Below are 13,460 nucleotides of genomic sequence, written 5' to 3'. Positions count from 1 at the left end.
CGGGCCGGCCCCCCCGCGCGCGGGGCGCCCCCCCCCCCCGGGGCCCCCCCCCCGGCCGCCGCCCCCCCCCCGCCCCCCCCCCCCCCCGCCCGGCCCCCCCCCCGGGGGCGCCCGGCCGGGCCCGTCCTCGGCTCCCGCCGACCCCCCGCACACGTGAGAGAAGAAGAAACCAGTGACCGCTGAAAATCGCACCGTGGTCGTCACGGGTATCGGCGCCTTCACGCCGCTGGGCGCCGACGCCGCCGGCACCTGGGAGAACCTGGTCGCCGGTAAGTCCGGTGTGGCGGCCCTGACCGAGGAGTGGGCCGAAGAACTGCCGGTTCGGATCGGCGCGCGCACCGCCGTCGAGCCGGGCGAGATCCTGCCCCGCCCGCTGGCCCGCAAGCTGGACCGCTCGGCCCAGTTCGCCGTGATCGCCGCCCGCGAGGCCTGGGCCGACGCCGGCTACGAGACCCCCGCCACCGACGAGTCCTCCAAGCTCGCCCCCGAGCGCCTGGGCACCGTCATCGCCTCCGGCATCGGCGGCGTGACCACCCTCCTCGACCAGTACGACGTGCTGCGGGAGAAGGGTGCCCGCAAGGTCTCCCCGCACACCGTCCCGATGCTGATGCCCAACTCCCCGGCGGCCAACGTCGGCCTGGAGGTCGGCGCCCGCGCGGGTGTGCACACCCCCGTCTCCGCCTGCGCCTCCGGCGCCGAGGCGATCGGCTACGCGATCGAGATGATCCGTACCGGCCGCGCCGACGTCGTGGTGGCCGGCGGTACCGAGGCGGCGATCCACCCGCTGCCGATCGCCGCGTTCGCCAGCATGATGGCGATGTCCAAGAACAACGACGACCCCCAGCACGCCTCCCGCCCGTACGACAAGGCCCGCGACGGCTTCGTGCTGGGCGAGGGCGCCGGCGTGGTCGTCCTGGAGTCGGTCGAGCACGCCGAGGCGCGCGGCGCCCGGATCTACTGCGAGGCCGTGGGCCAGGGCCTGTCCTCGGACGCCCACCACATCGCCCAGCCCGAGCCGACCGGCGCCGGCGTGGCCCGCGCGCTGGCCGACCTGTTCGAGCGCAACGAGCTGGACAAGGCCGAGATCGTGCACGTCAACGCGCACGCCACCTCGACCCCGCAGGGCGACACCGCCGAGCTGAAGGCGCTCCGCAAGGAGCTCGGCGACGACCTCGACCACATCGCCATCTCGGCCACCAAGTCGATGACCGGTCACCTGCTGGGCGGCGCCGGCGGCGTCGAGACCGTCGCCACCGTGCTGGCCCTGTACAACCGCCTCGCCCCGCCGACCATCAACGTCGACGACCTGGACGACGACGTGGACGCGGACATCGTGCGCGGCGAGGCCCGCAAGCTGCCCGAGGGCCGGATCGCGGCGCTGAACAACTCGTTCGGCTTCGGCGGCCACAACGTGGTGCTGGCCTTCCGCACCCGCTGACACCCGCTGCCCCGAACAGCCCGTACGAAGGGGCCGGCGCTCTCCGCGAGCGCCGGCCCCTTCGTCGTACCCTCCGGTCTCAGACCACCTGGTGCAGCCAGCGCACCGGCGCGCCCTCGCCCGCGTAGCGGAACGGCTCCAGCTCGTCGTCCCAGGGCTTGCCGAGCAGCCGGGCGATCTCGGCCTCCAGGTCGGCCCCCTCGCTGCGGGCGCGCAGCAGGACGGCGCGCAGCCGGTCCTCGGGGATGAGGATGTCGCCGTGGATGCCCGTGACGGCGTGGAAGATGCCGAGCGTGGGCGTGCTGCTGTACCGCTCCCCCTCCGCCGTGGCGCAGGGCTCGCTGGTCACCTCGTACCGCATCAGCTGCCAGCCGCGCAGCGCGGAGGCGATCTTCGAGGCCGTGCCGGGCTCCCCTTGCCAGGAGAGCTCGGCACGCCAATGCGCGGGTGCGGCCGGCTGGCGGATCCAGTCCAGGCTCACCCTCACACCGAGCACCCCCGCGACGGCCCACTCGACGTGCGGGCACAGCGCGCGGGGCGCGGAGTGGATGTACAGAACTCCACGTGTCGTCACCGGGACCTCCAGGCTGTGGACGAGGGTCGCCTTCCCCAGCTGCCTCGTGCCTGCAGTTGATCCACAGTTACCCACGTTAGCCGACATTAAGTCACTAAATTGAGCAAAACGGACAGGCTTTCGCTCAATGCTAGTCGAATCCTCAACGAGGTCTACCCCTCGGCCGGATCTCTCCCCCGAACGGCCCCATCGCCGGGCGGAACCACCGTACCGCGCCGCCCCGCAGGATGGCTGACGCACTTTCGGATCCGGCCGGAATGCGGTAGTGCGACCGGATCCCCTGCGCCCGACTGCGAACCGTTGACGGCGAACCGCTGACGACGAGCCGTTGACGACAGACCGCCCCGCGTGCCCGGTCGGGGCGGCGGGGCGGTCGGTGTCCTGACGCGGCGTCAGCCGTCCAGGCGGACGATCATCTTGCCGGTGTTGCCGCCGCGCAGCAGGTCGAGGAAGGCGTCCGCGGTGCTGTCGATGCCCTGGGTCACCGTCTCGCGGTACTCCAGCTCACCCGAGCGCACCCACGCCGAGACCTCCTCGACGAACTTCGGCTGGAGGTCGTAGTGGTCGCCGACGAGCAGTCCCTCCATGCGGAAGCGCTTGGCGATGATCTGCGCCAGGTTGCGCGGGGCCGGAGTGGGCTCGGTGGCGTTGTACTGCGAGATCATGCCGCACACCACGATGCGTCCGTGCAGGTTCATCACCTCGATCGCCGCTTCCAGGTGCTCGCCGCCCACGTTGTCGAAGTACACGTCGATGCCGTCGGGGGCCGCCGCCTGGAGCTGCTCGACCACCGGACCGTTCTTGTAGTTGAACGCGGCGTCGAATCCGTACTCCTCCACGAGGAGCTTGACCTTCTCGTCCGAGCCGGCGGAGCCGATCACTCGCGCCGCGCCCTTCAGCTTGGCGATCTGGCCCACGATGCCGCCCACCGCGCCGGCCGCGCCGGACACGAACACCACGTCGTCGGCCTTGATCTCCGCGATCCGCGTCAGCCCCGCGTACGCGGTCAGACCCGGCATGCCGAGCACGCCGAGGTAGGTGGAGAGCGGCGCGGCGTTCGGGTCCACCTTGACGGCCGTCCTGGCGTCGAACGTCGCGTACTCGCGCCAGCCGAAGAAGTGCAGCACGTAGTCGCCCTCGGCGAAGCCCTCCGCCTGCGAGGCGACGACCTGGCCGACCGCCCCGCCCTGCATCGGCTTGTCGAGCTCGTACGGCTCCGCGTAGGACTTGCGGGCCGACATCCGGCCGCGCATGTACGGGTCCACCGAGAGGTAGACGTTGCGGACCAGGATCTCGCCCGGACCCGGGGTCCGGACCGGGGCCTCGACCAGGGCGAAGTCGGTCGGCACCGGCCAGCCCTCCGGGCGGGCGGCGAGGTGCCATTCACGGGCGGTGGCGGGGGCGGCCTGCTCTGCCATGGGACGTGCTCCTTACGGTTCAGGTGCATGAAAGGTTGAGAAACTTAAGTAACGATGGGCATGAAAGGTTCATCTTGTCAACTTTTCAGGTAGACTCTGCACCATGGACACTCAGCCGGCCCAGGACGCCACGCCGCAGCCCGACGAGATCACCCGCGACGTCGTCGACCTGATGGCCAACCTGGTCGCGCTCTTCCACCGCGAGTACGAGGACGCCGCCGCCGCCCGCTCGCTCACCGGCGCCCAGGCCAAGGTGCTCGCACTGCTGCGGCGCGGACCGATGCCGATGCGCCAGATCGCCCAGACGCTCAGCTGCGAGCCGTCCAACATCACCGGCATCGTCGACCGGCTGGAGTCCCGCGGCTTCGTCACCCGCGAGGCCGACCGGCAGGACCGCCGGGTCAAGCTGGTCGCCGCCACCGACACCGGCTCGGCGGCCTCCGCCGAGCTGCGCGAATCGCTGAACTTCGCCCGCGAGCCGCTGGCCGCGCTCGGCCCGGACGAGCGGACGGTCCTGCGCGACCTGCTCCGGCGGATGCTCGCGGGCGCCGCCGGCCCCGGGGCGTGACCAGCATCACAGGCCCGACGGGCGATCCGTTCGCCCATCGGGGGTAACCGAACCGCCCCCCGGAACGTCTAACGTTCGAATCGTCGAACGCGAGAAACCTGAAGACGGGGGGCACAGAGGATGAGCAGCAGCACGCGCCGACGCCGCTACCTGCGGACCGCCATCGGCCTGGCCGCCGTTCTGGTGCTGTCGGTCGTGGGTGCCGGGGCCTGGTTCTACCACCGGCTGGACAGCAACATCACCACCTTCGACGCGGGCGGCGTCGCCACCGAGCGCCCGCCGTCCCCCGTTCCGGCCACCCCGGGCGCCTCCGTGCCGGTCAACGTGCTGCTGCTCGGCTCGGACACCCGCGGCGACGGCAACAACGCGCTGGGCGGCGGCGACGAGGGCGTCGGCCACTCGGACACCGCGATCGTGCTGCACATCTACGCCGACCACAAGCACGCCGTCGGCGTCTCCATCCCCCGCGACACCCTGGTCACCGTCCCGTCCTGCCGGCTGCCGAGCGGCGCCTGGACGACGCCCAAGAACGACCAGATGTTCAACTCCGCCTTCACCGTCGGCGAGGACGCCAAGGGCAACCCGGCCTGCACGCAGAACACCGTGGAGAAGCTCACCGGGCTGCGGATCGACCACACCGTCGTGGTCGACTTCAAGGGCGCGGCCGCGATGGCCGACGCCGTCGACGGCGTCGAGGCCTGCGTGCCCAACGACGTCAACGAGTTCGGCATCCACCTGAAGAAGGGGCTGCAGAAGCTCTCCGGGCAGTCCGCGGTGGACTACCTGCGAGCGCGCCACGGCATCGGCGACAACTCCGACATAGGCCGGATGAAGCGCCAGCAGGCCTTCCTCTCCTCGATGATCAAGAAGGTCCAGAGCCAGGGCTTCTCGCTGCCCACCCTGCTGCCGCTGGCGGACGCGGCCACCAAGTCGCTCACCGTGGACGAGGGGCTGGGCACCGCGATGAAGCTGGTGGACTTCGCCCGCTCGGTGCAGGACATCAAGCTGTCCGACGTCACCTTCGTCACCGCGCCCTGGCGCTTCGCCGGCGAGCGGATCCGGCTGGTCCAGCCGGACGCCGACACCCTCTGGAAGCTGCTGCGCGAGGACCGCACCCTGGACGGGCAGAGCACCGCCGGGACGGGCCAGGTGACCTCTTCCCCCACCGCCGGCCCGGGCGCGACGGCCGGCACCGACACGCCGCTGACCCCCGAGCAGGCCGCGGCGCCGATCACCGTGGTCAACGGCGTCGGTACCCCCGGTCTGGCGGGCTCCGGCGGCGAGACCCTCAAGGGGAGGGGCTTCCGGAACGTCACGCTCGGCTCCAACTCCCCGGGACACCAGGTCACCCGGATCGCGTACGACCCCGCGCTGAAGGCCACCGCCGACCAGGTGGTGGCGCTCTTCCCCGGCGCCCAGGCGGTCGAGGAGCCCGGCTCGGAGTCGATCACCGTCACGCTCGGCGCCGACTACCGGCCGGCGGGCACCCGGATCGACTCGGCGTCCTCCCCGATCCCGACCCCCGGCGCCGCGACCCCCGGTGCCGCGGCCGACGGCACGCCCGGCGGCGCGCCGACCGGCGGCGTCCCCACCGGGGGCGTCCCGACCGGCATAGCGGAGAACACCCGCAACGCCGACACCGACCCGTGCGCCAACCTGTCCTTCGGCTGACCGGCCACCGGACCCGGGGTCCCGGCTACTCGGGGTCCGGCAGCCCGGTGACCACGGCGGTGAGACGGGTGCCGCGCGGGAAGGCGCCCGCCCCGGCCAGGTCGGCCAGCCCGGCGAGCAGCTTGGCGACGTAGCGCCGCTCCACCGGGACGCCGTGGCGGCGCTCGAACCGCTCGGCGAAGGCCGCCAGGTCCGCCGGGACCCGGCCGTAGCCGCCGCCGTGGTGCGCGTGGTCGATCCGCCAGTTGTCGAACTCGCGTCCGTACGCGGCCAGATGGAGCCGGGCGACCTCCGCCTCCAGGTACCCCTCGCCGCCGCGCAACACGGCCACGCCGAGCGCCCGAGCGCCCGGCGGCAGGCCCGCCGCGATGCCGGCCAGCGTGCCGCCGGTGCCGACCGGGCAGCAGACCACGTCGCGTGCGCCCAGATCGGGCAGTTCGGCCGGGATCGCGGCCGCGCCGACGGCGGCCAGGGCGTTGGAGCCGCCCTCCGGGAGCACCAGGCAGGGGCCCCAGCGGCGCTGCAGGCCGTCGTCCGTACCGCCGTCGTGCGGGGCGCCGTCGTCCGTCGGGTCCGCGCTGCCGGCTCGGCCGGTGGCCTCCCGGTACGCGGCCCGGGTCAGGAACTCCAGCCGCATCCCCGCCGCCTCGGCGGCCCGCAGCGACCAGTTGCGCGGCCGGTCCGCCAACTCCTCGCCGCGAACCAGTCCGACGCTCTCCAGCCCGAGTGCCCCGGCGGCGGCCGCGACGGCCCGCAGGTGGGTCGAGTACGCGCCGCCGAAGGTCAGCAGCCGGGTGTGGCCCCGCTCGACGGCGGCGGCCAGGTTGGGCGCGAGCTTGCGCCACTTGTTGCCGGGAACGGTCGGGTGCAGCAGGTCGTCCCGCTTGAGCCGCAGCTCCACCCCGGCCCGGGCGAACGCCTCGTCGGTGCAGTCCACCAGCGGGGTCGGCAGCAGGGCGGGTTCGAGCACCCGGCCAGCTTACGGGCCGGCCCGAACGAGCCAGGCGAACGGGCCGGGCGTACGGGCCAGGCGTACGGGCCGGGCGTGCGGGCAGCGGATAGCCCCCGGGCAGCGTGGAGCCCGACCGCCGGATCGGCGACCGGGCTCACGGCGCAGGGGTGGGTCAGCCCCCCGTCGAACCGTCGGCACGGCTGGCGTTGACCGCCCGGCGCAGGGCGCGCGGGACGGGGCCCGCTGCGGGGGCGAGCTTGTCGATCCGGGCCCGGAACTCGCGGCGCCGGCGCCAGGACAGGGCCGAGCCCAGCCGGGCGGCGTCGACCAGCGCGACCAGCGCGGCGTCCGCCGGTTCGACCCGGCTGGGCGGGCCCTTCAGCGCCGAACCGACCAACGCCATCACCGACTTGCGCAGCCGGGGCTCCGGCAGGATCACCCGGGAGAACGGGAACAGCCCGAGCACCCGGCGCTCCTCGATCCGGATCCGGCCGGCCGCCGCCAGGCCGTTCCGGACGACCCGTGCGGCGCGGGCCGTCGAGCCCTGGTTGCGGCCGACCCAGCTCCGCCAGCTGCGCCGGCGCCCCTGCCGGATCTGCTCCAGCAGGGCGGCGGAGAGCGGGTCGAGGCCTTCGGCCTGCACCCCCTCGACGGCGGCCGGGTGCCGGCCGTCGTCCCGGATCAGTCCGCGCCGCAGGAGTTCGACCAGCGCCGACGCCCGCAGCACCAGGTCGAGCCGGTCGGTGGCGGTGAGCCGCTCACGCTCGGGGTCGTAGGCGAGCAGGTACAGCTTCTCCGGCAGATTGGCGGGCACGTCCATGGTGGACTCCAAAGCTGTGGGCAGTGGGGTGGAACCGTCCGATCATTCGGCGTCGGATTCGCCGTCCTCCGGGCTCTCCCTGGGCGGGCGTCCGCGCCGGGGAATCCGGTTCGCACCGCCGGGCATCCGGCCCGCGTCCGTGAGGGCGCGGCGGAGCAGGAACTCGATCTGCGCGTTGGTGCTGCGCAGGTCGTCCGAGGCCCAGCGGGCGAGTGCGTCGTGAACTGAAGGGTCCAGTCGCAACAGGATCTTCTTCCGTTCCGTCGCCAATGCCGCGCCTTACTGGTAGAGGGAGCCCGTGTTCACGACGGGCTGGGTGCCGCGGTCGCCGCAGAGCACCACCAGGAGGTTGCTCACCATGGCGGCCTTGCGCTCCTCGTCCAACTCCACCACGTCGCGCTCGGCGAGCCGGTCCAGCGCCTCCTCGACCATACCGACGGCGCCCTCGACGATCAGCCTGCGCGCGGCCACCACGGCCCCGGCCTGCTGACGCTGCAGCATCACCTGGGCGACCTCCGGCGCGTAGGCGAGCCGGGAGATCCGGGACTCGACGACCCGCACCCCGGCCGAGGCGACCCGGGCGGCGATCTCCGCGGAGAGCTTGCGGGCGATCTCGTCCGCCCCGTCGCGCAGCGACAACTGCCCCTCCTGGTGGGCGTCGTACGGGTAGCTGCTGGCGATGTGCCGCACGGCCGTCTCGGTCTGGATGGCGACGAAGTCGGTGTAGTCGTCCACCTCGAACATGGCCATCGCGGTGTCCTCGACCTGCCAGACCACCACGGCGGCGATCTCGATCGGGTTGCCGTCCGCGTCGTTGACCTTGGTGGTCTCGGTCTCGTGGTTGCGGATCCGCAGGGAGATGTGCCGACGGCTGGTGAACGGGTTCATCCAGGTCAGGCCCTCGGCACGGACCGTGCCGCGGTAGCGCCCGAGCAGCTGCACCACCCGGGCCTGACCGGGCGAGACCACCGTCAGCCCGCACAGCGTCAGCAGCGAGCCCAGCAGCAGCAGCGGCCCGACGACGATCAGTCCGGCACCCAACCCCTGCTGCCCGTCCGCCAGTTGGACCCCTCCGCCGATGATCGACCCGGCCCCCGCGACCAGGCCGAGCAGCGCACCGAAGAGCACCGGCAACCCGGCGGCCCCGGTGATGAGCCGCTCGGTGATCTTGGGGACCGGAAGGTCCAGGGCAGGTCCGTCTTCGACGGTGAAACGCGGTGTGGCCATGAGACCGACTCCTCCAACGAGCGTCCGCATCCGATGGCAAAGTGATATCACTTTTTCCGCGCACCGCACCAGGGGGCCGACACCGGGAACACCGACGCGCCGCCGACAGGGCGCCGACGGGGCACAGGGCCGGGGAGCCACCAGGGGACGCCGGGGCCGATGCCCACAGGCGGGTGAATTCCGGCGCGCCACCCGGGGAAAGGGAGTGGCCGCGTCCTAGACTCGCGTCGTCGCAGGCGGCGGAGCTCCGGCTCAGGGCCTGCCCGCGGACGGTCATACGCGCTCGTACGGCACTCGTCGCGCATCGAGAAGGTGGGGCGGGTGGGACTCGAACCCACGACCAAGGGATTATGAGTCCCCTGCTCTAACCGGCTGAGCTACCGCCCCGGTTCGCCGCGCGCCGGTCGATCGGCCACGGCAGCAGCAGACGGCCCCAGCGAGGCCGTCCCGGGCAGCATAGCCGGTCGATCACCCGTGGTGCGCGCCGGGGGCGCACCTGGGTGCGGGACGGCGCGCGCCTCTCCGGGCGGCGCAGCCCGGGTGGCGGCGCGACGCCCGTCCGGGGCAGCCTGGGCGGATGACGATACGTAGGGCGGGGGTGGTGGCCGGGCTGTTCGCGACGGTGCTGGCCGCGGCGGGCTGCACGACCTCGGCGGGGCCCGGCGGGGGCGTCCCCACGGTCACCTCGGCACCGGCCACGGCCGCCTCGGGGAGCAGCCACGGCTGGAGCAGGCAGCGGTTCAAGGGGGCGGTCGGCCGGCGCACCGGAGTCACCCGCACCGCCAAGCCCAGCGTCCTCAACGGCCTGGTCGGCGCGGTGTTCACCCGCAACGCCGACGGCGACCACTTCTGCACGGCCAGCGTGGTCGACAGCGCCGGGCTCAACCTCATCGTCACCGCCGCCCACTGCGTCTGGGACCCGAAGCTCGGTCAGCGCGCCGACCTGGTCTTCGTCCCCGGCTACCGGGACGGGGACACCCCCAGCGGCGTCTGGCCGCTGCTGGCGGTCACCGTCGACGACGGCTGGAAGGACCACGCCGACCCGGACATGGACGTCGCCTTCGCGGTCGTCCAGGCCCAGAACGGGCAGCAGGTCCAGCAGGTGCTCGGCGCCAACCGACTGGGCGTCAACCGCGGCTACCGGGTCCCGGTGAAGGTCACCGGCTACCCGGGCAGCAGCGACGTCCCGATCACCTGCTCCAACACCACCTCCGAACAGAGCCCCACCCAGCTGCGGATCGACTGCCCCGACTACACCGGCGGCACCAGCGGCAGCCCCTGGGTCACCGACTTCGACCCCACCACCAGGACCGGCACCGTGGTCGGCGTGATCGGCGGCTACCAGGAGGGCGGCGACAGCCCGGACACCTCGTACAGCAGCTACTTCGGCGACCGCGTCCAGGCGCTGTACGACCGCGCCACCGGCTGACCGGCGCCGCACCGGGAACCCGACGGTGGCGCCGCCCGGCACGGCCTGGTAGATCTTCCTCACGAACGGCGGAACGCACGGCCCGGTGCCCGCCCCGAGGAACGAGACGGAGCCCCGATGGCCCCCCGCCCGGTACGGCCCGCGCGCCCGGTTCGTACGGCCGCGCTGGCCGCCCTGCTGCTCGCCGCCGGCACCGCGTGCGGCGGGCAGGACGGGGCGCCGACCGCCGAGGTCGCGCAGCAGAGCCCCGCGCGGGACCGGATCGGCACGCTCTCCATCCACACCGCGCAGGGCCCCCGGGCGTGCACCGCGAGTGTCGTGCAGAGCCCCCGGCACAACCTGCTGGTGACGGCGGCGCACTGTGTGCAGAGCCGCCGGATCGGCCTGCTGGACGGCCTGGTGTTCACCCCGGGCTACCGCAACGGGTCCACCCCGTACGGGACTTGGCCGGTGCGGTCGGTCACCGTCGACCCGCGCTGGGCGTCCGACGACGACCCGGAGTACGACGTGGCGTTCGTCACGGTGGGCACGGTGGACGGCCGGCAGGTCGAGGACGCGGTCGGCGGAAACCCGATCGGCACCGGGCAGGGCTTCGGGCTGTCCGTCTCGGTGACCGGCTACCCGAACCAGAGCGACGAGCCGATCACCTGCTCGGTCCGGACCCGCTCGCAGAGCGCCACCCAGGAACGCTTCGACTGCGGCGGCTACACCGACGGCACCAGCGGCAGCCCGTGGGTGACCGAGAAGGGCACGGTGGTCGGCGTGATCGGCGGCTATCAGGAGGGCGGGGACACCCCGGGCACCTCGTACAGCGTCGCCTTCGACCAGCGGGTGACCGACCTCTACCGGAAGGCGACCACCTGATTCCGGGGCCCGCCGGGGCGGCCGTCACGGTGTGACGTACGCGACACCGGGCGGCGGCAACACGAAGGCCCCCCGGTCGACCGAGGGGCCTTCGCTCTGAGCAGTCACCGGGCGCACCCGGTGCAGCTCCCGCAATTGGACTCGAACCAATAACCTGCCGATTAACAGTCGGCTGCTCTGCCAATTGAGCTATGCGGGATCGCGGCACTCGACTTCCGTACCACGGGCGGGCAGAGGACCCGGAGGGCCTCGTCCCGAGCTCCCCCAATTGGACTCGAACCAATAACCTGCCGATTAACAGTCGGCTGCTCTGCCAATTGAGCTATGGGGGATCGGCTTCCGCCCCGGCCTCCGGTTTCCCGGACTCCGTGGCGCTCGCTGCGGGACATACATTAGCGCACTCGGGGGGGTGGTCCGCCAATCGCTTTCGCCGGTTGCCCCGGGGTTGCCGCCCGGCGTGCCCCGCGCGCGCCCGCAGCCGCTCCCGGGGATGCTGGGGACGCGGACGACGGTTCGCCGTCCCGACGGACGGGTAGGGCAATGCGGCAGAAGGCCGCCAGGAGAGGGTGGATCCGACCATGTGGAAGCTGTCGTTGGCCGCGGGGTTCGCGGCCGGCTACGTACTCGGCTCGCGGGCCGGGCGTCAGCGCTACGAGCAGATCGCCAAGGTCACCCGGCAGATCGCCGAGAACCCCACGGTGCAGGGCGCCGCCGACCGGGCGAAGCACCAGGCCGGCGCGGTGGCCGGGAAGGCCGCGGGCGCGGTCGCCGACCGGGTCGGCGACCGGCTGCCGTCGGCCGTCACCGACCGGGTGCCGTACTTCAACCGGGCCCGGACGGAGGACGACGGCTGGGGTACCTTCCGCCCGTGACGGGGCGGTGATGCCACGGCAAAGCGCGCCCCAACGCGGGGTCGCGAAGCGGCAACGGCTCACCCGGCCCGGACGCGTCCCGGGCCGGGCTGAGGCATGATCTCGACATGGCCATCGTCGCGGGGATAGACAGCTCGACCAGCCGTACCCGGATCGTCGCGTGCGACACGGAAACCGGCGCCGTCCTGCGCTCCGGCAAGGCGCCGCACCCCGTCCCCGAGGACCAGGACCTGCGCCCCGGCGAGGCCGACCCGCAGGTCTGGCTGCACTCGCTCGGCGACGCCGCGGCCGGCGGCCTGCTGGAGGGCGTCCGGGCGATCGGCGTCAGCGCGCAGCAGCACGGCATGATCGGCCTGGACGCGGGCGGGGTACAGGTCCGGCCCGCGATCCTGTGGAACGACCCGCGCTCCAGCGGCGCCGCCGCCAAGCTGCTGGACGCCCTCGGCGGCCCGGCCGGCTGGACCGCCGCGATCGGCGCCGTGCCCGCCCCGACGTACACCATCGCCAAGCTGCGCTGGCTGGCCGAGTTCGAGCCGGCCAACGCCCGCCGGGTCGCCGAGGTGCTGCTGCCGCACGACTGGCTGGTCTGGCAGCTGCTCGGCCACCCCAAGCGCCGCACCACCGACCGCGGCGACGCCTCCGGCACCGGCTACTGGTCGCCGATCACCAGCGAGTACCGCCAGGACCTGGTCGAACTTGCCCTCGGCCACGAACTCAAGCTGCCCGACGTCCTCGGCCCCGCCGAGCCCGCCGGGCACACCCCCGAGGGCCTGCTGATCTCGGCCGGCACCGGCGACAACATGGCCGCCGCCCTGGGCCTGGGCCTGCGCCCGGGCGACGCGGTGGTCTCGCTCGGCAGCGCCGGGACGATCTTCGCGGTGCACGAGGAGGCCGTGGTGGACGCCTCCGGCCTGGTCTCCTCCTTCGCCGACGCCAGCGGCCGGCACCTGCCGATGGTCGCCACCCTCAACGCGGCCCAGGTGCTGCGCTCCACCGCCGCGATGCTCGGCCTGGAACTGGAGGGCCTGAGCGACCTCGCCCTGCACTCCTCCCCCGGCGCGTACGGGCTGGTGCTGCTGCCGTACCTGGACGGCGAGCGCACCCCCGCGCTGCCGCACGCGGCCGGCACCCTGACCGGCCTGCGCGCCGACGCGATGACCCCTCAGCACCTGGCCCGGGCCGCCGTCGAGGGCATGCTGTGCAACATCGCGGACGCGCTGGACGTGCTGCGCGCCCAGGGCGTCGGAATCAACCGGGTGTTCCTGCTCGGCACGGCCGGGCGGCTGCCCGCCGTCCGGCACATCGCCCCGATGCTGTTCGGCGTCCCGGTCGTGGTGCCGCCGCCGGGCGCGCACGCCGCCCGCGGGGCCGCCCGGCAGGCCGCCTGGGCGCTGGCGGGCACCCCGGAGCCGCCGGAGTGGGAGCTGCCGGACGCCGAGACCGTTGAGCCCGACGGGGAGCAGGACCTGGCGATCGGTTCGGCGGTGCGCCGGCAGTACCGGGCCGCCCGCGGCCAGATCCACCCGGAGACGGCGGCCTGACCGCCCGCCGGGGGTGGCGCTGATGTCCCGGCCGGGTGGCGCCGGCCCGCCGCTCGGGGTGGCGCTCGACCGCCGCTCGGGGTAGC

At 73.5% G+C, this 13,460-nt stretch carries 13 protein-coding genes and 3 tRNA genes; 7 read left to right on the top strand and 9 right to left on the bottom strand.

Annotation, left to right across the window (positions count from 1 at the left end):
• Window positions 1-172 precede the first annotated feature (172 nt).
• Complete coding sequence (fabF, locus tag ACZ51D_RS17810; protein WP_465620232.1) at window positions 173-1,438, top strand: beta-ketoacyl-ACP synthase II; 1,266 nt, start codon at window positions 173-175, stop codon at window positions 1,436-1,438.
• Between the two features lie 79 nt (window positions 1,439-1,517).
• Here the strand turns inward: fabF and ACZ51D_RS17805 are convergent, their stop codons facing one another.
• Window positions 1,518-2,012, bottom strand: coding sequence for a DUF3145 domain-containing protein (locus tag ACZ51D_RS17805; protein WP_360504182.1), 495 nt, complete (start codon window positions 2,010-2,012; stop codon window positions 1,518-1,520).
• A 392-nt stretch (window positions 2,013-2,404) separates the two neighbouring features.
• Window positions 2,405-3,430 (bottom strand): NADP-dependent oxidoreductase, encoded by a 1,026-nt coding sequence (locus ACZ51D_RS17800; protein WP_465620231.1) that lies wholly within the window; start codon window positions 3,428-3,430, stop codon window positions 2,405-2,407.
• A 103-nt stretch (window positions 3,431-3,533) separates the two neighbouring features.
• Between ACZ51D_RS17800 and ACZ51D_RS17795 the strand changes: the two genes are divergently transcribed.
• On the top strand, window positions 3,534-3,998 hold the full coding sequence (locus tag ACZ51D_RS17795; protein WP_360504186.1) for a MarR family winged helix-turn-helix transcriptional regulator: 465 nt from the start codon (window positions 3,534-3,536) through the stop codon (window positions 3,996-3,998).
• Window positions 3,999-4,118: 120 nt separating this feature from the next.
• A complete protein-coding gene (locus ACZ51D_RS17790; protein WP_465620229.1) occupies window positions 4,119-5,669 on the top strand; it encodes an LCP family protein in 1,551 nt (516 codons plus the stop codon).
• Window positions 5,670-5,694: 25 nt separating this feature from the next.
• Here the strand turns inward: ACZ51D_RS17790 and ACZ51D_RS17785 are convergent, their stop codons facing one another.
• From ACZ51D_RS17785 to ACZ51D_RS17765, 5 genes are all read right to left on the bottom strand, one after another.
• Window positions 5,695-6,639 (bottom strand): 1-aminocyclopropane-1-carboxylate deaminase/D-cysteine desulfhydrase, encoded by a 945-nt coding sequence (locus ACZ51D_RS17785; protein WP_465662744.1) that lies wholly within the window; start codon window positions 6,637-6,639, stop codon window positions 5,695-5,697.
• Window positions 6,640-6,793: 154 nt separating this feature from the next.
• On the bottom strand, window positions 6,794-7,441 hold the full coding sequence (locus ACZ51D_RS17780; protein ID WP_465662742.1) for a GOLPH3/VPS74 family protein: 648 nt from the start codon (window positions 7,439-7,441) through the stop codon (window positions 6,794-6,796).
• 42 nt (window positions 7,442-7,483) lie between these two features.
• Complete coding sequence (locus ACZ51D_RS17775; protein ID WP_360504194.1) at window positions 7,484-7,711, bottom strand: type II toxin-antitoxin system antitoxin; 228 nt, start codon at window positions 7,709-7,711, stop codon at window positions 7,484-7,486.
• A 9-nt stretch (window positions 7,712-7,720) separates the two neighbouring features.
• Window positions 7,721-8,668: an SPFH domain-containing protein gene (locus ACZ51D_RS17770; protein WP_465620224.1), complete on the bottom strand. Its 948-nt coding sequence runs from the start codon at window positions 8,666-8,668 to the stop codon at window positions 7,721-7,723.
• Between the two features lie 313 nt (window positions 8,669-8,981).
• A tRNA-Ile gene (locus ACZ51D_RS17765) sits at window positions 8,982-9,055 on the bottom strand.
• A 190-nt stretch (window positions 9,056-9,245) separates the two neighbouring features.
• Between ACZ51D_RS17765 and ACZ51D_RS17760 the strand changes: the two genes are divergently transcribed.
• Entirely contained in the window at window positions 9,246-10,097 is an 852-nt protein-coding gene (locus ACZ51D_RS17760) for a trypsin-like serine peptidase (RefSeq protein WP_465662740.1), read from the top strand.
• A 117-nt stretch (window positions 10,098-10,214) separates the two neighbouring features.
• Window positions 10,215-10,961, top strand: coding sequence for a trypsin-like serine peptidase (locus ACZ51D_RS17755; RefSeq protein WP_465620221.1), 747 nt, complete (start codon window positions 10,215-10,217; stop codon window positions 10,959-10,961).
• A gap of 126 nt (window positions 10,962-11,087) precedes the next feature.
• Here ACZ51D_RS17755 and ACZ51D_RS17750 read toward each other — a convergent pair.
• A tRNA-Asn gene (locus tag ACZ51D_RS17750) sits at window positions 11,088-11,160 on the bottom strand.
• Window positions 11,161-11,220: 60 nt separating this feature from the next.
• A tRNA-Asn gene (locus tag ACZ51D_RS17745) sits at window positions 11,221-11,293 on the bottom strand.
• 234 nt (window positions 11,294-11,527) lie between these two features.
• Here ACZ51D_RS17745 and ACZ51D_RS17740 point away from each other — a divergent pair.
• Window positions 11,528-11,833, top strand: a complete 306-nt coding sequence (locus ACZ51D_RS17740; RefSeq protein WP_396287800.1) for a hypothetical protein — start codon at window positions 11,528-11,530, stop codon at window positions 11,831-11,833.
• 107 nt (window positions 11,834-11,940) lie between these two features.
• Complete coding sequence (locus ACZ51D_RS17735) at window positions 11,941-13,374, top strand: FGGY family carbohydrate kinase (protein ID WP_465662738.1); 1,434 nt, start codon at window positions 11,941-11,943, stop codon at window positions 13,372-13,374.
• The last annotated feature ends 86 nt before the right edge of the window (window positions 13,375-13,460 follow it).

This window comes from Kitasatospora sp. NPDC033851 (assembly GCF_055576085.1).
This window is presented reverse-complemented; position numbering and strand designations above follow the sequence as displayed.

Bases quoted from the DNA above. Each gene is read 5' to 3' on its own strand.
- ACZ51D_RS17800 (WP_465620231.1), bottom strand. From the start codon at position 3,430: ATGGCAGAGCAGGCCGCCCCCGCCACCGCCCGTGAATGGCACCTCGCC.
- ACZ51D_RS17795 (WP_360504186.1), top strand. From the start codon at position 3,534: ATGGACACTCAGCCGGCCCAGGACGCCACGCCGCAGCCCGACGAGATC.
- ACZ51D_RS17790 (WP_465620229.1), top strand. From the start codon at position 4,119: ATGAGCAGCAGCACGCGCCGACGCCGCTACCTGCGGACCGCCATCGGC.
- ACZ51D_RS17780 (WP_465662742.1), bottom strand. From the start codon at position 7,441: ATGGACGTGCCCGCCAATCTGCCGGAGAAGCTGTACCTGCTCGCCTAC.
- ACZ51D_RS17770 (WP_465620224.1), bottom strand. From the start codon at position 8,668: ATGGCCACACCGCGTTTCACCGTCGAAGACGGACCTGCCCTGGACCTT.
- ACZ51D_RS17760 (WP_465662740.1), top strand. From the start codon at position 9,246: ATGACGATACGTAGGGCGGGGGTGGTGGCCGGGCTGTTCGCGACGGTG.
- ACZ51D_RS17755 (WP_465620221.1), top strand. From the start codon at position 10,215: ATGGCCCCCCGCCCGGTACGGCCCGCGCGCCCGGTTCGTACGGCCGCG.
- ACZ51D_RS17735 (WP_465662738.1), top strand. From the start codon at position 11,941: ATGGCCATCGTCGCGGGGATAGACAGCTCGACCAGCCGTACCCGGATC.